Source organism: Paraburkholderia sp. (assembly GCF_047605525.1).
Taxonomy (GTDB): Bacteria; Pseudomonadota; Gammaproteobacteria; order Burkholderiales; family Burkholderiaceae; genus Paraburkholderia.
The window spans coordinates 1-17,025 of sequence record NZ_JASGFN010000031.1 but is presented as its reverse complement, the minus strand read 5'-3'; the positions used below and the strand labels follow the sequence as shown (position 1 = coordinate 17,025).

16 protein-coding genes are annotated in these 17,025 nt (G+C 66.2%); 6 read left to right on the top strand and 10 right to left on the bottom strand.

Features of this window, described 5'->3' with window-relative positions; genetic code table 11:
• Positions 1-30: 30 nt before the first annotated feature.
• Positions 31-1,062 (bottom strand): diguanylate cyclase, encoded by a 1,032-nt coding sequence (locus QM685_RS31980; protein ID WP_415123043.1) that lies wholly within the window; start codon positions 1,060-1,062, stop codon positions 31-33.
• 248 nt (positions 1,063-1,310) lie between these two features.
• Positions 1,311-2,645 (bottom strand): argininosuccinate synthase, encoded by a 1,335-nt coding sequence (argG, locus tag QM685_RS31975; RefSeq protein WP_415123041.1) that lies wholly within the window; start codon positions 2,643-2,645, stop codon positions 1,311-1,313.
• Positions 2,646-3,087: 442 nt separating this feature from the next.
• Between argG and QM685_RS31970 the strand changes: the two genes are divergently transcribed.
• The gene (locus tag QM685_RS31970; RefSeq protein WP_415123039.1) at positions 3,088-4,044 is read left to right on the top strand and encodes a LysR family transcriptional regulator; all 957 of its coding nucleotides are present in this window, start codon (positions 3,088-3,090) and stop codon (positions 4,042-4,044) included.
• Positions 4,045-4,110: 66 nt separating this feature from the next.
• Here QM685_RS31970 and phnX read toward each other — a convergent pair whose 3' ends face one another.
• Positions 4,111-4,914 carry a phosphonoacetaldehyde hydrolase gene (gene phnX, locus QM685_RS31965; protein ID WP_415123037.1) on the bottom strand — a complete coding sequence of 268 codons (804 nt, stop codon included), beginning with the start codon at positions 4,912-4,914 and terminating at the stop codon, positions 4,111-4,113.
• 99 nt (positions 4,915-5,013) lie between these two features.
• On the bottom strand, positions 5,014-6,243 hold the full coding sequence (locus QM685_RS31960) for a 2-aminoethylphosphonate--pyruvate transaminase (protein WP_415123035.1): 1,230 nt from the start codon (positions 6,241-6,243) through the stop codon (positions 5,014-5,016).
• 118 nt (positions 6,244-6,361) lie between these two features.
• Here QM685_RS31960 and QM685_RS31955 point away from each other — a divergent pair, with 118 nt between their 5' ends.
• A complete protein-coding gene (locus QM685_RS31955) occupies positions 6,362-7,240 on the top strand; it encodes a LysR substrate-binding domain-containing protein (protein WP_415123033.1) in 879 nt (292 codons plus the stop codon).
• A gap of 63 nt (positions 7,241-7,303) precedes the next feature.
• Here QM685_RS31955 and QM685_RS31950 read toward each other — a convergent pair whose 3' ends face one another.
• A complete protein-coding gene (locus QM685_RS31950) occupies positions 7,304-8,050 on the bottom strand; it encodes a glucose 1-dehydrogenase (protein ID WP_415123031.1) in 747 nt (248 codons plus the stop codon).
• 355 nt (positions 8,051-8,405) lie between these two features.
• On the opposite strand from QM685_RS31950, the gene QM685_RS31945 reads away from it, so the two are divergent.
• Complete coding sequence (locus QM685_RS31945; protein ID WP_415123029.1) at positions 8,406-9,779, top strand: MFS transporter; 1,374 nt, start codon at positions 8,406-8,408, stop codon at positions 9,777-9,779.
• A gap of 219 nt (positions 9,780-9,998) precedes the next feature.
• Here QM685_RS31945 and QM685_RS31940 read toward each other — a convergent pair whose 3' ends face one another.
• Positions 9,999-10,772 (bottom strand): sulfite exporter TauE/SafE family protein, encoded by a 774-nt coding sequence (locus tag QM685_RS31940; RefSeq protein ID WP_415123027.1) that lies wholly within the window; start codon positions 10,770-10,772, stop codon positions 9,999-10,001.
• 138 nt (positions 10,773-10,910) lie between these two features.
• Here QM685_RS31940 and QM685_RS31935 point away from each other — a divergent pair, with 138 nt between their 5' ends.
• Both QM685_RS31935 and QM685_RS31930 read left to right on the top strand, forming a co-directional pair.
• Positions 10,911-11,795: a LysR family transcriptional regulator gene (locus QM685_RS31935; protein ID WP_415123026.1), complete on the top strand. Its 885-nt coding sequence runs from the start codon at positions 10,911-10,913 to the stop codon at positions 11,793-11,795.
• Positions 11,796-11,935: 140 nt separating this feature from the next.
• Positions 11,936-12,823, top strand: a complete 888-nt coding sequence (locus QM685_RS31930; RefSeq protein WP_415123025.1) for a LysR family transcriptional regulator — start codon at positions 11,936-11,938, stop codon at positions 12,821-12,823.
• Between the two features lie 88 nt (positions 12,824-12,911).
• Here the strand turns inward: QM685_RS31930 and QM685_RS31925 are convergent, their stop codons facing one another.
• The 3 genes from QM685_RS31925 to QM685_RS31915 form a co-directional block, all read right to left on the bottom strand.
• Positions 12,912-13,283 (bottom strand): copper resistance CopC family protein, encoded by a 372-nt coding sequence (locus tag QM685_RS31925; RefSeq protein ID WP_415123023.1) that lies wholly within the window; start codon positions 13,281-13,283, stop codon positions 12,912-12,914.
• A 36-nt stretch (positions 13,284-13,319) separates the two neighbouring features.
• Positions 13,320-14,285, bottom strand: a complete 966-nt coding sequence (locus QM685_RS31920) for a hypothetical protein (protein ID WP_415123022.1) — start codon at positions 14,283-14,285, stop codon at positions 13,320-13,322.
• Positions 14,286-14,391: 106 nt separating this feature from the next.
• Positions 14,392-14,826 carry a DUF2946 domain-containing protein gene (locus QM685_RS31915; protein ID WP_415123020.1) on the bottom strand — a complete coding sequence of 145 codons (435 nt, stop codon included), beginning with the start codon at positions 14,824-14,826 and terminating at the stop codon, positions 14,392-14,394.
• Positions 14,827-15,013: 187 nt separating this feature from the next.
• On the opposite strand from QM685_RS31915, the gene QM685_RS31910 reads away from it, so the two are divergent.
• On the top strand, positions 15,014-16,363 hold the full coding sequence (locus tag QM685_RS31910) for a TAXI family TRAP transporter solute-binding subunit (RefSeq protein WP_415123018.1): 1,350 nt from the start codon (positions 15,014-15,016) through the stop codon (positions 16,361-16,363).
• 16 nt (positions 16,364-16,379) lie between these two features.
• On the opposite strand, the gene QM685_RS31905 is transcribed toward QM685_RS31910, so the two are convergent.
• Positions 16,380-17,025, bottom strand: a 646-nt coding sequence (locus QM685_RS31905) for a ProQ/FINO family protein (RefSeq protein ID WP_415123016.1), incomplete at its 5' end; no start/stop codon positions are given.

Here is a 17,025-nt window from a genome sequence, read left to right as displayed (position 1 = left end):
GCGTGTGGCAGCGCCCCACGAAACCGCGGCCTACGCCATCGTCACGCGGTTGCGGCCGCCGTGCTTCGAGCGATACAACGCGCGGTCCGCGCTGGCGAAGCCGTCGCGATGCGCGGGCCGCGACAGGTCGCTGATACGCGTGAGCGATGCGCCGACGCTGACCGTCACGATGCCGAGCGGCGACGCGCGATGCTCGATGCCGAGATTCACGACGTCCTGCCGCAACGTTTCGAGCGTGTCTTCGAGTACCGACGGCCGCGCTTCGAGCACCAGCAAGCCGAACTCCTCGCCGCCCATGCGGCCGGCGATGATGTGCTCGCTGTCGGCGGCGGCCTGCATCACCGACGCGACGAGGCGCAGGCAATAATCTCCAGCCTGATGGCCATAGGTGTCGTTGTACTGCTTGAACCAGTCGACGTCGACGACCACCGAGCCCATCACGTCGCCGTCGCGCGCTTCCTTCCAGCGGCGCGCGACGCTCTCCAGCAGGAAGCGGCGGTTGTACAACTGCGTGAGCGGATCGATCGCGGTGGCGGTGCGCATCTTCAGATCGTTTTCGATCATCGCGCGCAGGTGATGGAACACGCCGCGCTGTCCGGCATCGAGCCGCCCCGGCGACGGATCCATCGCGCAGAGCGCGCCGACGATCTCGCCGTTCGGCGCGCGCAGTGCAATTGCCGCGTAAAACCGCACGAACGGATGACGCTTGACGAGCATGCATTCGCCGAAACGGCTGTCATGATGCGTGTCCTCGATCATGAACAGCTCCGCGTCGCGCACCGCATAGTCGGCGAGCGAACGCGCGCGCGTGACGAGCGGCATCGTCATGCCGACTTCCGCGCGATAGTGCTGATGCTCTTCGTCGAGCAGCACGATCGCGGTGATCGCCGCGCCGGTCACGCTCTTCAGAATTTCCGCCGCGTGCGTGAAGCATTCGCGCATCACCTGATCGTCGTGCAACAGCCATTCGATGACCGAGGACTCCACCTCGGCATCGCCGCTGGCGAGCGGCTCGACTGGCATCCGGCTGGCAAGGCGGTCGTTACTGTAGGCGAATGGCACGGGGCGTTCCAGAATGGGATCTGGCCATGTCAACGGCATAGGCGCGCGAAACTTGAGCGCAAAATGTGGGATCGCGTGAAAACGAACGGGCGGCATTCCGCAGATGATTACGGTGTGCCGACAGCCGGATAAAGCTCTCCATTCAGCCAAATGAAAATGGGCCGACTCGCGAGAGTGGGCCCATTTTGCCGAGGCGGCGTTCGAGGAGTCGAAGGCTCCACCGGAGCCCTGCTCACGACAACCCAGCCTTACTCCTTGTCGCCCTTCACCTGCGGCAGCGCCGACGTCTCGTTCGACGACAGCAGACCCACCTGCGAGTAGATGCGCAGCTTGTCGCGCGTATCGGTGATGTCGAGGTTGCGCATCGTCAACTGGCCGATGCGGTCGCGCGGCGAGAACGTCGAGGCGACCTTCTCCATCGACAGACGCTCCGGCTGATACGTGAGGTTCGGCGACTTCGTGCTGAGGATCGAATAGTCGTTGCCGCGGCGCAGTTCGACGGTGACTTCGCCGCTGACCGCGCGCGCGACCCAGCGCTGGGCGGTTTCGCGCAGCATGATCGCCTGCGGATCGAACCAGCGGCCCTGGTACAGCAGACGGCCGAGGCGGCGGCCGTTTTCGCGGTACTGCTCGATCGTGTCTTCGTTGTGGATGCCGGTGACGAGACGCTCGTACGCGATATACAGCAGCGCGAGACCCGGGGCTTCATAGATGCCGCGGCTCTTCGCCTCGATGATGCGGTTCTCGATCTGGTCGCTCATGCCGAGGCCGTGACGGCCGCCGATACGATTCGCTTCCAGCAGCAGTTCGACCTGATTCGCGAAGGTCTTGCCGTTCAGCGCGACCGGCTGGCCTTCCTCGAAGCGGATCGTCACTTCTTCCTTCGCGATCTGCACGTCGTCGCGCCAGAACGCAACGCCCATGATCGGGTTGACGATCCTGATGCCGGACTCCAGGCTTTCGAGGTCTTTCGCTTCGTGCGTCGCGCCGAGCAGGTTCGAGTCGGTCGAATACGCTTTTTCCGCCGACATCTTGTAGTCGAAGCCCGACTGGCGCATGAATTCGGACATTTCCGCGCGGCCGCCGAGTTCGTCGATGAACAGCTGGTCGAGCCACGGCTTGTAGATCTTCAGGTCCGGGTTCACGAGCAGACCGTAGCGGTAGAAGCGCTCGATGTCGTTGCCCTTGTACGTGCTGCCGTCGCCCCAGATGTTGACGCCGTCTTCCTTCATCGCGGCGACGAGCATCGTGCCGGTCACGGCGCGGCCGATCGGCGTCGTGTTGAAGTAGGTGACGCCCGCCGTCGAGATATGGAACGCGCCGCACTGGAGCGCCGCGATGCCTTCCGCGACCAGTTGCGCGCGGCAGTCGATCAGGCGCGCGCCTTCTGCGCCATATTGCGTCGCGCGACGCGGGATCGAATCGTAGTCGTCTTCGTCGGGTTGACCGAGGTTGGCCGTGTAGGCGTACGGCACGGCGCCCTTCTTCCGCATCCAGTGCAGCGCGGCGCTGGTGTCGAGGCCGCCGGAAAAGGCGATGCCGACTTTCTGGTCAACCGGAACATTTTCAAGAATTGTACTCATATGCAGTAGCGTTAAACTCGACGTACGGGGAGATCTGGAGAGAACAGCAGCGTATCGGGCAAGCCTCGTCATCAGGCAAGTTACGCGGGAGTATAGCGTGAACCGCCGTGCGGCCCCCGATTTTGCCCGCTTGCCGGGGCTCGCGCGTTTGCGCTCCCGCGCGCCGCCTCGAATTCAACGATTAATTCCCGCATTAATAAATGGGTTTATTGCCATACCGCGGGCAGATTCATTATCGTCCCGCGTACCATTGCGCGTTTGCATGCCGCTTTTATCCGTCTTCAGTTCGTTTCCTCATCGCCGTGCGCGGGTCCCGCAACGAGTCAGGCGTGATTCAGCGTGGGTTCGGCCGCGCCGTGGGCATCGCCAGGGCTGAACGACGGCGTGCCTGCCGCTTGCAAGCCTCGCCGTTCACCACGACAAAAACGTTTCTTGCATTCAGATGATCAATCTTTTCCAGGCCATGCAGGCCTTCGTCAAGGTCGCCGACGTCGGCAGCTTCGCGCAGGCCGCCGCGCAGCTCGGTGTGTCGACGTCGGTCGTGACGCGCCATGTGTCGAGTCTCGAACAGCATCTCGGCATCCGCCTGTTCCAGCGCACCACGCGCAAGGTCGTGCTGACCGAGGCCGGCGCGCAATACGCGGACGGCTGCCGCGTGCTGCTCGCCGAACTTGAGGAGGTGGAGTCGCGCGCGACCACGGCTTCTCGCGAGGTGGCCGGCGATCTGCGCATCGTCGCGCTCGGCAGCTTTTCGCTGTTTCGCCTGACGCCGCTCTTCGCCGAATATCAGGCGCGCTTCCCGCGGGTGAATCTGCGCGTCACGCTGACGGAAAAGCGCGTCGATCTGCTCGAAGGCGGTTTCGACGTCGGCATCGTGACCGAGCATATGATCCGCTCGGAGTCGCTGGTGGTGCGGCGTCTGATCGATTCGCACGCGGTGCCGGTGGCCGCGGCCGCGTATCTCGCTCGGGCCGGCCATCCGCGAAAGCCCGCCGATCTCGCGCAACACCGGCTGATTGCCGCGCAGTTCGACACGGCCGGACCGATGTGGATCTTCCGCGACGGCGACGGCGACGGTGACAGTGACAGTGACGGTGAAGCCGGCGGTAACGGTGACAATCGAGGCGATAAAGACAGTGAAAGCATCGCGATCGACGCGTCGTTCACGGTCAACAGCATGATCATGCAGAAGCAGGCCGCGCTCGGCGCGATGGGCATCGCGTTGCTGCCGCTCGAAATGGTCGCCGACGAATTGCGCGCGGGCACGCTCGTGCGCGTGCTCGACGGCTATACGGTGCTCAATGGCGACGTCGCCGTTTCGCTGGTCTATCCGAGCCGCGAGTTCGTGCCGCGCAAGGTGCGCGAATTCATCGATCTCGCGGTCGGCTTTTTCGAATGAGCCGGCGCGGGCCGCGCGTCATCGCATCGCCCGCACCGTTGCCTGTCCTTGATCGCCCTTGCCGCATCAGGGCCGCTCGCCGCGCGCGAGCCTTGCATCGATGTCGTACACGACCGGCATCAGATCGGCGACGCTGTCGATCACGTAATGCGCGCCCGCGGCCTTGAGTTTGTCGATCGCGTCGTGGCGGCGCGCGGCGAATTCGTCGGCCGGCAACGCCTTCACCTCGGCCTCGCTCATGCCGAACGCGTTGCCGCTCACCGCGACACCGACCGCCCATGTGCCGCCGTTGATGCCCTCCTCGATGCCGACCCCGGTATCGTCGACCTTGATCGCCTCCTTCGCGCGCCACACGCCCAGTTGCGGCAGCGTCCGGTAGATCATGTACGGCGACGGCCGGCCTTCCGGCGTGTCGCCGGTGCACACGATGCTGTCCGGCGCAAAGCCCTGCGCGGCCGCGCCCGGCACGATTTCGTCGATGATCTCGCGCGTGTAGCCGGTGGTCGTGCCGATGCGGATGTCGTCGCCGCGCAATGCGCTCGCCACTTCCGCGACACCGGGAATCACCGCGCTGTAGCGCGCGGCGACCGCGATGTTCTTCGGCACGAACACGTCGTACACCGCGTCGATATCCGCGTCGGCCGGCGCGTGGCCGTACCGCTCGGCCCATGCGCGCGCGACGCGCGGCAACGCCATCAGCGCCGCGATATGCGGACGCTTGGCCATGCCCATCGGGCCGCGCGCTTCGTCGATCGTGATCGGCACGCCGAACTGCTCGAAGGTCTCGACGAACGCGCCCATCGGCGCGCGCGAACCGTAATCGACCACCGTGCCGGCCCAATCGAAAATCACTGCTTTTACGTGTTTCATCTGCTTCGATCCTTGAGAATGTGTCGCGCCCGTAGTGCGCCCCGTAGTGCGCGGATAGTGTGCTGATGGTGCGTTGACTATGCGTCGAGGTCCCGCGTCTCACGCCGCCTGCGCGAGCGCCTCGCGTTCCTCGAGCGCGGCCGGCGGCGGCGCCGCGTGCGTGACGCCCATCGCCCGCAGCGAATACGCGCAGGCCTCCACGACGCGGCGCATCACCTGCGCGTCGACCTGACCGATGCAGCCGATGCGGAAACTGTCCACCCGCGTCAGCTTGCCCGGATAGATGATGAAGCCCCGTTGTTTCATCAGTTCGTAGAAGCGCGCGAATTCGAACGACGGATGCGCGGGCGAGAAAAACGTCACGATGACCGGCGAGCGCCAATGCGCGTTCAGCAGCGGCTCGAAGCCGAGTTCCCGCATGCCTGCCACCAGCACGTCGCGATTGTTCGCGTAGCGCGCGAGACGCGCGGGCTGCCCGCCTTCGAGCTCGTAGAGGCGCAGCGCCTCGACGAACGCGGCCACCGTGTGCGTGGGCGGCGTGAAGCGCCACTGTCCGGTGCGGTTCATCACGTCCCATTGATCGTGGATGTCGAGCGCGAGCGAATGGCTGCGGCCCTTCGCTTCGGCGAGCGCGCGCTTGCGCGCGATCACGAAGCCGAAGCCGGGCACGCCCTCGATACACTTGTTCGCCGACGACACGAACGCGTCGCAGGCGATCTTCCGCACGTCGAGCGGCAGCGCGCCGAACGCGCTCATCGAATCGATCAGCAGCTTGCGGCCCTGCTTCGCGACGACGGCCGCGATCTCCTCGAGCGGATTCAGAATGCCAGAGCTCGTTTCGCAATGGATGGCGACCACGTGCGTGATGCCGGGATCCGCGTCGAGCATGCGCTCCACCTCGACGCCGCGCGGCGGCAGATAGTCGCCCTTGTCGAGCACCGTGCACGCGCGGCCGAGATAGCCGAGCGTCGTGGCCGCGCGCTTGCCGTACGCGCCGTTCGCGAGCACGAGCGCATGGCCGTCGCGCGGAATCAGGCTGCCGAGCATCGCTTCGACGCAGTAGCTGCCGCTGCCTTGCAGCGGCACGCAGTCGTAGTTGCCCGCGGTGTCGCCGGCGATCTCGAGCAGGCTCGCGCGCAGTCGCGCGGTCATCGCGCGGAAGTCGCCGTCCCACGAGCCCCAGTCGCGCAGCATCGCTTCTTTCGTCGAGCGCGCCGTGGTCAGCGGGCCGGGTGTCAGCAGGTAAGGCTCGCCGCCGGCCGGCGCGGCGCACCGTGTGATGCCGTGGGAGGCCGAGGGCGCGGCTGAATCGCCGATCGCGCTTTCCATGTCCGGTACTCCGAATTCGCTATGTCGAGGGCTCACACGGTACAGAAAGGCTGTCCATAGGTAAAATCGATATAATCGATGGCAGTATCGTAAAAACTTATCCCTCGGCGAGGCACACGTGCAATACGCGCAATTGCGGGCGTTTCATGCGGTCGCGGAACACGGCGGTTTTTCGAAGGCGGCGCAGGCGCTGTCGTTGACGCAGCCGGCGGTGTCGGATCACGTGCGGCGGCTCGAGCAGGATTACGGCGTCAAGCTGTTCGAGCGCGGACCGCGCGGCGTCGAGACGACGGAACTGGGTCTGCGGCTTTTCAGCGTCACGCGGCACATGCTCGGTTGCGAGCGCGACGCGCGCCAGTTGCTCGAATCGGCGGGCGGGCTCGAATCGGGTTCGCTGTCGCTCGCGGCCGACGCGCCCGATCTCGCGGTCGCGCTGCTCGGCGCGTTTCGCCGGCGGCATCCGGGCATCGTCGTGACACTGTCGATCGCGAACGCCGCCGAGTGCATGCAGCGCGTGCTGTCGAGCGCGGTGGACGCGGCGATCACCGCCGCGCCGCAGGTGCATAGCCGCGTGCAATCGCGCGTGCTGCGGCGCGATCCGCTCGTCGCGATGGTGCCCGCAAGCTACCCGGCCGCGAAGAAACGCCGGCTCAGCTACGCGGAACTCGTCAAACAGCCGATGATTTTTCGCGAGCCGCAATCGGTCACGCAGCAGTTGCTCGAAACCGAGCTGGTGCGCGAATCGTTGCAGGTGGAGCCGGTGCTATACGTGGATGGGCGCGAGGCGCTGGAGGAAGCGGTTGCGCAAGGCATGGGCATCGGTGTGATCGCGCGCGCGGAGTTCAAGGAATCGCGGCGCGTCAGGATGGTCCCGTTGCGGGATTGTCAGGTGCGGATGATCGAATCGCTGACGCGGCTGGCCGAGCGGCCGGGGTCGAATCTGCTCGACGCGCTGTTTGCGGTGGAGTTGACGGACGGCGAAGCCAGCGGCGTATAGAACGCCCGCCCTCGCCGCCCGCTTGCCACACTCACTGCCCGTCACGCCGGCAGAACCTTGGATTCAACGCGACCCACCGCTCGCGATCAGGCTTTCGCCCGTCAGCCAGCGCGAATCGTTCGACGCGAGGAACGTCACCACATCGGCGATATCGTCAGGCTGGCCGATGCGTCCGAGCGGCGTCGTGCTGACCGCCCACGCTTCGAAGTCCGAGCCGATCACCCCGGCGCTGTGCGTACCCTCGGTTTCGATCATGCCCGGGTTCACCGAATTGACGCGGATCTTGCGCGGGCCGAGTTCCTTCGCGAGCGAACCGGTGATCGCGTCGACCGCGCCCTTGGTGGCCGTATAAACCGTGGTGTTCGGCGGCGTGATGCGGCTCGCCACCGAGCTCACGTTGACGATGCTGCCGCCTTCGCCGAGATGCTTGACGGCCGCCTGGGTCACGAGCAGAAGCCCCAGCACGTTGATATCGAAATGCCTGTGGAAATGCGTTTCGGAGATTTCTTCGATCGGCGCGAATTCATAGACGCCCGAGTTGTTGACGAGGACGTCGAGCCGGCCATACGTTTCGACCGCCGTATCGATGATGCCCTGCGCGTCCGCGGCCTTCGAGACGTCGCCGCCCACCGCGATCGCCTTGCCGCCCGCCGCGGTGATGTCGGCGACCACCTTGTCGGCGCCCGCGCGGCTCGACGCATAGTTCACCACCACCGACGCGCCCTGCGCCGCGAGTGCTTTCGCAATCGCCGCGCCGATGCCCTTCGATGCACCCGTTACAACCGCTACCTTGCCCGTGAGTCTGCTCATGATCGTGTCCTTTCGATGTTTCGCGCCGGCGCGCCTCGCGAGGAGCCGCGAGGTCCGCGCCGATAAAGCTGGAGATGCAGTGGCGCTGTCACTGGACATGAATGTAGGTGTCGGCATCGATCGGATAAAGCGGCTCGAAACGAATTGATACGCCGGTTGCGATGAACAATCGGGACGGATCAGGCCCCGATTGCGCTCTTTACATCGTGCTTACGGAGCCGGATTTCCGCTTTGAGCCTGCGCGCGATGCTCCTATAATCGTCCCACTAATAAATCGTCGTTTCATATATAGAACAAAAGACGGTTATCCCTCGAGCGACAGCTCACTGTCCGCCTTACTGAACGAGAACCGCCCATGCCTGTCTTGCGCCCCACCCGCGTGCGTTACTGGATGCTGTTGCTGGTGTTCGTCGGCACCGTCGTCAACTATCTCGATCGCGCGAATCTCGCGGTCGCCGCGCCGTTGATGAAAAACGAATTCGGGCTTGGCCCGGTCGAACTCGGCTTCATCTTCTCCGCGTATGCGTGGACCTACGTGATCGCGAATATCCCGGGCGGCTGGGTCGTCGACCGTTTCGGCTCGCGCGCGATGTATGCGTGCGCGATTTTCATCTGGTCCGCGTTCACGTTCGCGCAGGGTTTCGCTGGACGCTTCGCGACGCTGTTCGGTTTGCGCCTCGGCGTCGGCGTCGCGGAAGCGCCGACCTTCCCGGTCAACAACCGCGTGGTGTCGGTCTGGTTCGCGCAGCGCGAGCGCGGCTTCGCGACGAGCGTTTATCTGGTCGGGCAGTACGTCGGCATGGCGGCGTTGACGCCACTGCTGTTCTGGATCGCGCATCGCTTCGGCTGGCGCGAGATTTTCTTCTTCACCGGCGCGCTCGGCATTGTCTGGGCGGTGATCTGGTATGCGATGTATCGCGACCCGGAGCACAGCACATGGGTCAATGCCGCCGAGCTCGACCATATCCGCGGCGGCGGCGCGCTGATCGACCACAAGAACGACACGCGGCGGCATCACGCGTTTCCATGGCGCAAGCTCGGCGTGCTGTTTTGCAACCGGCAGATCATCGCGATCTGCGCCGGCAAGTTCGCGTCGCTGTCGTCGCTGTATTTCTTTCTGACCTGGTTTCCGACCTATCTGATCTCCGAGCGTCACATGACGATCCTGAAGGCCGGCAGCGCGAGCGCGGTGCCGTTCGTCGCGGCGTCGATCGGCGTGGTGGCGGGCGGGCTGCTATCCGACTGGCTGCTGCGGCGCGGCGCGTCGGTCGCCACCGCGCGCAAGACGCCGATCATGACGGGCCTGCTGCTCGTGCCGACGATGACGCTCGCGGTACTGACCGACACCAACTGGATCGTGATCGCGATCATGTCGTTCGCGTTCTTCGCGCAGGGCGTCGCGTCGGCGTCGTGGTCGCTCGTCGCGGACATCGCGCCGGAAGGCATGGTCGGCATCACCGGCGGCGCGGTCAATTTCGCGGGCAATCTGTCGGGGATCGTGACGCCGATCGCGATCGGCTTCATCGTGCGCGCCACCGGTTCGTTCGGCTGGGCGCTCGGGCTCATCAGCCTGTTCGCGATCGTCGCGGTGCTGTGCTACACGTTCCTGCTCGGCGACGTGAAGCGCATCGAAATCGACGATGCGGGACGTGATGCGGAAAATGCCGCTGGGGTCGACGGCGCGGAGCGTGCCGCCGCGCGGGATGCGGAGAACGAGACGCGCATCTGAGTTCAAGGCATCGCGCTGCCGCGAGGCACGCGAGCTTTGCACGGGAATCGGGGGAAGCGCGGAAAGCGCGGAAAGCGCGCATCACTCACTGCTTACGCAGCAGCGCAATCTGCGCAGCCACGCTCGCGAGCACCGCAAGCGCGCCGAGCGTATCCAGAACAACGGGCCACACGATCTCCCTCCTCCAATCCTCCAATATGCGCCGCCATCACGTCTTCGTTAAACGAATGCGCGCGCGAGCAACTGAACGCCGAGCCCCAGCAGGCAGATAAAGAACCAGCGGCGAAAGCTCGCGGCGCTGATACGTCCGCGCACACGCTGGCCGAGCCACATGCCGGCGAGCGCGGGCAGCACCGCGGCGAGCGAATCGCCGAGATCGTCGACGGCGAATGCATGCGCGTTCGCGAGTCCGATGGCCAGCGCGATCGTGGATACCGTAAACGACAGTCCGAGCGCCTGAACCAGGTCCTCCTTGCTCAGATCGAGCCCCTGCAGGTAGGGTACCGCGGGCACGACGAACACGCCGGTGCCGCCCGTGACGACGCCGGTCACTGCGCCGATCGCCGGCGACAGCCAGCGCTCGTGCCGCGCCGGCACCGGGAAACGCCACGCGAGCAGGCCCGCCGCCGCATACAGCGTGAGCGCCGCGCCAAGCCCCGCGACCGCCCACTCGCCGCCGCCCCCCGCAATGAACGGAGCCGCGACGAGCGTGCCGCACACGATGCCCGCCATCATCGGCCACAGCCGTTCGACGAGCGCGCGCACGCCCGGCCCCGCGAACAGTTGCCACACGTTCGTGACGAACGACGGCAATAGCAGCAGCGCGGCCGCCTGCGCCGGCAGCATCAGCGTGCCGAGCACGCCCATCGCGACGGTCGGCAGCCCCATGCCGGTCACGCCCTTGACGAAGCCCGCGACGACGAAGGTCGCGGCGACCACGCCGATACGGGCAAGCAACGGCGCGGCAATCGGCAGCGCAAACGAAGAGATCATCGGGACAGGTCCGTTGCAGCGATGCCGGCGATTTTCAGCCGCCGCGACACGCTTCACAATGCGTAAGATACGTAGCGTGACTTAGGTTCAGCCTAAGGCAGAATATCCGTTGCCCCCGATTTGCATCCGACCGATCCCATGCGCTTCGACCTCACCGATCTCAGGCTCTTTCTGCATATTCTCGACACCGGCAGCATCACGCACGGCGCCGCGCGCGCGAACATGTCGCTGCCGTCGGCGAGCGCGCGGCTGCGCGGCATGGAAGACGCATTGGGCATGCCGCTGCTCGAACGCGGCCGGCGCGGCATCGAGTCGACGCCGACCGGCGACACGCTCGCGCATCATGCGCGGCTCGTGCTCGGGCAAATAGAACGGATGCAGGGCGAACTCGGCGAGCATCAGCAGGGCCGCAAGGCCTGCATTCGCCTGTGGACCAACACCGCGGCGATCACCGAGTTCCTGCCTGCCGCGATCGGTGTCTTTCTGCGCGAGCATCCGAACGTGCAGGTCGATCTGAAGGAGCGGCAAAGCAGCGAGACCGTCAAGGCGCTGCTGACCGGCGCGGCGGAAATCGGCATCGTCTCCGATGCGGTCGAGCATGGCGCGTTGCAGACGCTGCCGTTCGCGATCGACAAGCTGGTGCTGGTCACGAGCCGCGACGACGCGCTGGCCGCGCGCCGGCGCGTCGCGCTCGCGGAGGTGACCGAGCGCGAATTCATCGGCCTGAGCGCGGACAGCGCGCTGCAAACCTATCTCGGCGAGCGCGCGCTGCTGGCCGGTCAGGCGCTCAGCTTCCGCGCGAACGTGCGCACCTTCGACGGCGTCTGCCGCATGGTCGAACAGGGTGCGGGCATCGGCATCGTGCCGGCCACCGCGGCGAAGCGCTATCGCGGCACGCCGGGCATCCGCACGATCGGGCTGACCGACCCGTGGGCGACGCGCCGGCTGCTGATCTGCATGCGCGACCTGAATGCGATGCCGCGCGCGGAGAAGGCGCTGGTGCGGCATCTGGCGGGGATCTAGCGACCGTGCTGCTATCCGGGTTGCTATCATTCGGTGCCTTCCTGAGCCGCCGGACCGGGAGCATCGAACCGGAAACGAACAAACAAGCGTGAAGCCGTCCGGCACTCAGTCCCGACTACTTCCATACCTTCGAGGTATGCATGGAATTCCGCCAACTCCGCTACTTCATCGCCGTCGCCGAAGAAATGAACATCACGCGGGCGGCCAACCGTCTGCATATGACACAGCCGCCGCTGTCACGGCAGATCCAGCAGATCGAGGAAAGCGTCGGTCTGCCGCTGTTCGAGCGCGGCTCGCGGCCGTTGCGGCTCACCGAGGCCGGCCGCATTTTCTATACGCAGGCGAAGCGTCTGATCGGTGAAGCCGACGAACTCGCGCCGCTCACGCGCCGGCTCGCGCAACTGGCCGAGCGCATCGTGATCGGCTTCGTGCCGTCGACGCTCTATGGCGCGCTGCCCGCCGTGATCCGTTCGTTTCGCGAGGCCGCGCCGCATATCGAGCTGTCGCTGATCGAAATGTTCACGATCGAGCAACTGGCCGCGCTCAAGGGCGGCCGTATCGACGTGGGCTTCGGCCGTCTGCGTTTCGACGATGCGCAGCTCGCCCGCGAAGTGCTCGTCGAGGAACGGATGATCGCCGCGCTGCCGCAGGATCATCCGCTCGCGCGGCAAAAGAAGCCGTTGACGCTCGCCGCGCTCGCGCAGGAAACGCTGATCGTCTATCCGAGCACGCCGCGGCCGAGCTATGCCGACCAGCAGCTCTCGGCGATGCACGATCAGGCGCTCGAGCCGAAGGCAGTGCATGAAGTGCGGGAATTGCAAACCGCGCTGGGTCTGGTCGCGGCCCAGGTAGGCGTGTGCCTCGTGCCGGAGAGCGTCGAAGGTTTGCGCGCGCATGGCGTCGTCTACCGGCCGATTCCATCGGCCAGTGCCGCGTCGCCGATCATCATGAGCCGCCGTTTGCAGGACGAATCGCCCGCGACGATGCTGATGTGTTCGCTCGCGCGGCAGTCGTTCAGGCGGGCGTGATCGATGCGTCGAGGCGTCAAGGAAGCGGGAGAAAACCGGCACGGTGGTGCGTGCCGGTATCGAGAGCTTTTTTGCGCCGGGCCACTCCCTATTTCACGTCGAACCCATAGTCGCCATGCGTGCGATGCCCATCCGACGCCACCGCGACCCAATGCACGGTGTAGTGACCCGCGGCGAGCGCCGGCAGCGGCAGCGTCATCACCGCGGGCTGTTGCGCATCGACCGCGGACTTCTGCGTGGTGACCGGCCTGCCGCCCGCATCGGTGACGCTCAGCGAGCTGAACGCCGGCTCGAGCGGTCCGTCGAACGTCACCTTCACCTGCGCGGGCGCCGCGACCGTCGCACCCGCGCCGGGCTCCTGCTTCTGTGGAAACACATGCGCGACAGCGGCGCCCGCCAGCGTGATACCGGCCAGCAAGCCCACGGCGCGCATCGCGCGATACTTCAACGTTCTGTTCATCGTCTTACTCCGGTTCCATGAAAGAGGGTTGCTGTGTTAGCGCAATAGCGGTTTGCCGATCGTCGTCGGCGCGATGTCGTCGAAGAACAGATGCGCCTGCACCAGAATGCCGACGTGCGAACCGCTCGCGCGGTTGACCGGAATCTGTGCCTCGACGCCGAACTGTCCATAGCGATTCATCCAGATAAAGCCCGGATTGACCGTGCCGGTCGTCTGTCCCTGACTGCGCGACAGCGGAATCTCGACGAGCGGGATCAGGCTCGCGAACGGCTGCGGCAGCCCGGCGTCGTGCACGTGCTGCTGCAGATACGGCAGGCTGTACTGCACCGTGAAGCCGTAGTTGAACGCGTTCGGCTGGCCCGCGCCGGTGGTCAGCGCCGGACCCGCTTCGGCCGTGAGCGCGACCGGGCGCAGATACGCGAGCGCATCGGGCAGATCGCCCATGCCCTTGCCGGCGTAGACGGTCGGCGAGATCGTCGAGAAGTTGTCGGCGATCGCGCGGCTGCCGGTGCCGCCGAGTTCGGCATCGACGCCGATCGACGTCATGAACTCGTGCGCATCGTTCACGTACAGCAGGTACTTGAGGCCGACGCCGAAGTTGTCGAAGCCGCGCGCGCGGGGGTTGCCCTGCATCACGTAGCCGCCGTCGACCGATACCGCGAGGCGCGGCGTGATCAGCTTGTCGTATTCGAAGCTGAAGGTGTTGATGCTCTGATCGCCGTCGTCGCCCGGCACGCGCTGATGGCCGTATTCGAAGTTGGCTTCGTCGCCGACACCGGGGTCGTCGACGGCCAGCGTCGACGGAAACACGCGATTGCCCGCGATCGCATGTGCCTGCGCGACGGACGGCGCGGCTAACAGGCCCAATGCGAGGCTGGCTGCGAGGCCCGACGTGCCGCGCGCGACGCGGGCCGCGCCGGTGACGTATCGGGCATAGGCGGCGGCCACGACGCGCGGCGCCGCGCGCGGGCTCTGGCCGCCGCGCGTTGCTGGAGTATGCATGTCTGATCCTGTCTGAGCGGTTGTGACGATGCCGGCGCGGACGGCCGGACGAACGTGCGCGGGCATTCGCGATGCGGGTCGGCGCATCGCGTCATGAGGACTCGAATCAGGAAACGGCAGGCGGTGCGCGTGGTTGCGCGAAGGTGAGCGGTTCGACGCGACGCACGCTTTCGAAGCGGGTCGCAACCCTCTGCTGGCGTGCGTGAACCGCGGTGACGAACAGCGTTTCGACGCCCGGCATCACGGGCAGATGCGCGAGCAGGCTGCAATAGCCGCAGGCGTCGCCGGCGGACATCCGCGCGTGCTTGCCGGCGGAGTCGTCAGGTGCGTTGGCCGCGGCTCGCGCGGCGTTCCGCATCGACATGCCGGGCATCGACGCCATCTCGCTCATCGACGCCATCTGGCAATGGCCGCCTGCCATCGCACCGTCACCGCCATCGCGGGCGGCGAGCGTTCGCGAGATCGTCGGCGCGAGCGTCGTCATCAGGATCGCGAGCAATCCCAGCCAACTGCCGATCTTCCGATGCCAACGATTCAACATGCGCCCGGCAGCTACGCTGCAAAGTAGTGGCCTACGATTGCCAGACCGCGCCTTGCGGAAAATTATGCCACGCCCCCGCTCATCGGGGCGACCGGCCACCGGCCCGGTCAATAGAGCAAACTGCCGACGGCAAAGCCGCCGCGTACGGGCGACAATGCATGATCCCGGCTTCCGGCACGGAGTGTTGATGAAAGCGCAGCGTCCGCGTCCCCCGCACTTTCACGGCGAGCATACGCGTGCCGAATGGCGCGACCATGTGCTGCCCTGGTTCGTGACGGCCCTGCTGGCCGCGCTCGTGATCGTGCTGATCGTCTGGGTCGCCAACCCGGCGCCGCCGCGCACGATCACGATCAGCGCGGGTCCGCGCGACAGCTCGTTTATCGTCACCGCGAACCAGTACAGGAAAATTCTCGCGCGCAACGGCATCCGTCTGAACGTGCTCGAATCGGACGGCTCGGTGCAGAACCTCAAGCGGCTGCTGGACCCGCGCCAGCACGTCGACCTCGCACTGGTGCAAGGCGGCGTCGCGCAGGGGATCGACACGTCGTCGCTGATTTCGCTCGGCAGCATGTTCTATGTGCCGGTCATCGTGTTCTATCGCGGCGCGGGGCTCACGCAGCTCTCCGATCTGGAGGGCAAACGGATCGCGATCGGCCGCGAAGGCAGCGGCACGCGCCTGCTCGCGCTGCAACTGCTCGCGGCCAACGGCATCGAGCCGGGCGGCAGCACGACGCTGGTGCCGAGCGACGGGCTGCAGGCGGCCACGCAACTGGTGTCGGGCGAAGTCGACGCGGCGATCCTGAGCGGCGACTCCGCGACACGCGGCCTGATGGTGCGGCTGCTCAGGGTGCCCGGCGTTTCGGTGATGAGCTTCGACGAAGCGAGCGCCTATACGCGCCTCTTTCCGTTTCTCGACGAGATCGACCTGCCGTCCGGCGTGCTCGATCTGAAACGGCGGATTCCGCGCGAGACCGTGCATCTGGTCAGCCCGACCGTCGAGCTGATCGCGCGGCGCAATCTGCATCCGGCGATCTCCGACCTGCTGATCGAAGCGGCGCAGGAAGTGCACGGCAAGGCGGGCCTGCTGCAACACGCGGGACAGTTTCCGAACCCGGTCGCGCACGAATACCCGATCAGCGAGGACGCGCAGCGCTATTACCGGACCGGCAGGGGTTTTCTGTATCGCACGCTGCCGTTCTGGCTCGCGAGCATCGGCGATCGCACGCTCGTGCTGCTCCTGCCGGTCGCCGTGCTGCTGGTGCCGGCGATGCGCGTGATTCCGGCGCTCTATCGCTGGCGGGTGCGCTCGCGCATCTATCGCTATTACGGCTCGCTGATTGCGATCGAACGGCACGCGCTCGCCGGCGCGACCGACGACGAGCGCAAACAGCTCCTCGCGCGGCTCGACGAGATCGAAACGGCGCTGAACCGTCTGCGCATGCCGCTTGCGTATGCGGATGGGTTTTATGTGCTGCGCGAGCATGTGGGCTTCGTACGCAGCCGTCTGACGGCTGCGCGGCCCGACGAGACCTCGTGAACGAGGCGGCTGGGAATCAGGCCTGGGAAGGCGTGGGGGTGGGTGCGGCGGTGGCTTGCGGATCGTCCTGGAGATTGGGCTGCGCGCCGGTCTGTGCATTGTCCGCCGGCGCCGCTTGCTCTTCGGCCTGCTGGCCAGCCGGCCCGGCCGCCGTTTCGCCGCTCGCGGGCGCCGCGGCCGCATCGGCCTGCGGCTCGCTGGCGGACGTATCCGCCGAACCCGCGGGCGCGCTTGCCGTTACATTCGCAGCCGCTTCAGCCGGCCTCTGCGCACCCCTCGCCGCGCGATGCGCGAGCAGGCGCTGCGCGCCCGCCGCTTCCTGCGCGGTGACCTTGCCGGCTTCGACGCCCGACAGATCGATGCGCGCCGCGCCTTCGACCAGACTCTTCCAGTAACGGCCGCCACGACACCATGTCTTGATCGCGTCGCGCAACTCGGCCTCATTCAGCGACAGTTCCCCGGCATGCGCGACGAGGTCTTCGAAAATGCCGATCTTCAGCGGCAGTTTCGGCGCCGGATTCTTCGGGAAGGCATTCGGGAAACGTTTCTGCAGGCGTCCGATCGAGCGCACGACCGGGTCCACCGGTTTCGCATCCACTGCTGCCGGCCTCGCCTGAGCGGCGGGCGCCGCGCCGCGCGGCTGCGCGTGCTGGCGGCCGGGC

Coding starts and splice junctions, on each gene's coding strand:
- phnX (WP_415123037.1), bottom strand. CDS start 4,914: ATGAAACACGTAAAAGCAGTGATTTTCGATTGGGCCGGCACGGTGGTC.
- QM685_RS31940 (WP_415123027.1), bottom strand. CDS start 10,772: ATGATCTCTTCGTTTGCGCTGCCGATTGCCGCGCCGTTGCTTGCCCGT.
- QM685_RS31915 (WP_415123020.1), bottom strand. CDS start 14,826: ATGTTGAATCGTTGGCATCGGAAGATCGGCAGTTGGCTGGGATTGCTC.
- QM685_RS31925 (WP_415123023.1), bottom strand. CDS start 13,283: ATGAACAGAACGTTGAAGTATCGCGCGATGCGCGCCGTGGGCTTGCTG.
- QM685_RS31945 (WP_415123029.1), top strand. CDS start 8,406: ATGCCTGTCTTGCGCCCCACCCGCGTGCGTTACTGGATGCTGTTGCTG.
- QM685_RS31960 (WP_415123035.1), bottom strand. CDS start 6,243: ATGGAAAGCGCGATCGGCGATTCAGCCGCGCCCTCGGCCTCCCACGGC.
- QM685_RS31910 (WP_415123018.1), top strand. CDS start 15,014: ATGAAAGCGCAGCGTCCGCGTCCCCCGCACTTTCACGGCGAGCATACG.
- argG (WP_415123041.1), bottom strand. CDS start 2,645: ATGAGTACAATTCTTGAAAATGTTCCGGTTGACCAGAAAGTCGGCATC.
- QM685_RS31920 (WP_415123022.1), bottom strand. CDS start 14,285: ATGCATACTCCAGCAACGCGCGGCGGCCAGAGCCCGCGCGCGGCGCCG.
- QM685_RS31950 (WP_415123031.1), bottom strand. CDS start 8,050: ATGAGCAGACTCACGGGCAAGGTAGCGGTTGTAACGGGTGCATCGAAG.
- QM685_RS31970 (WP_415123039.1), top strand. CDS start 3,088: ATGATCAATCTTTTCCAGGCCATGCAGGCCTTCGTCAAGGTCGCCGAC.
- QM685_RS31930 (WP_415123025.1), top strand. CDS start 11,936: ATGGAATTCCGCCAACTCCGCTACTTCATCGCCGTCGCCGAAGAAATG.
- QM685_RS31935 (WP_415123026.1), top strand. CDS start 10,911: ATGCGCTTCGACCTCACCGATCTCAGGCTCTTTCTGCATATTCTCGAC.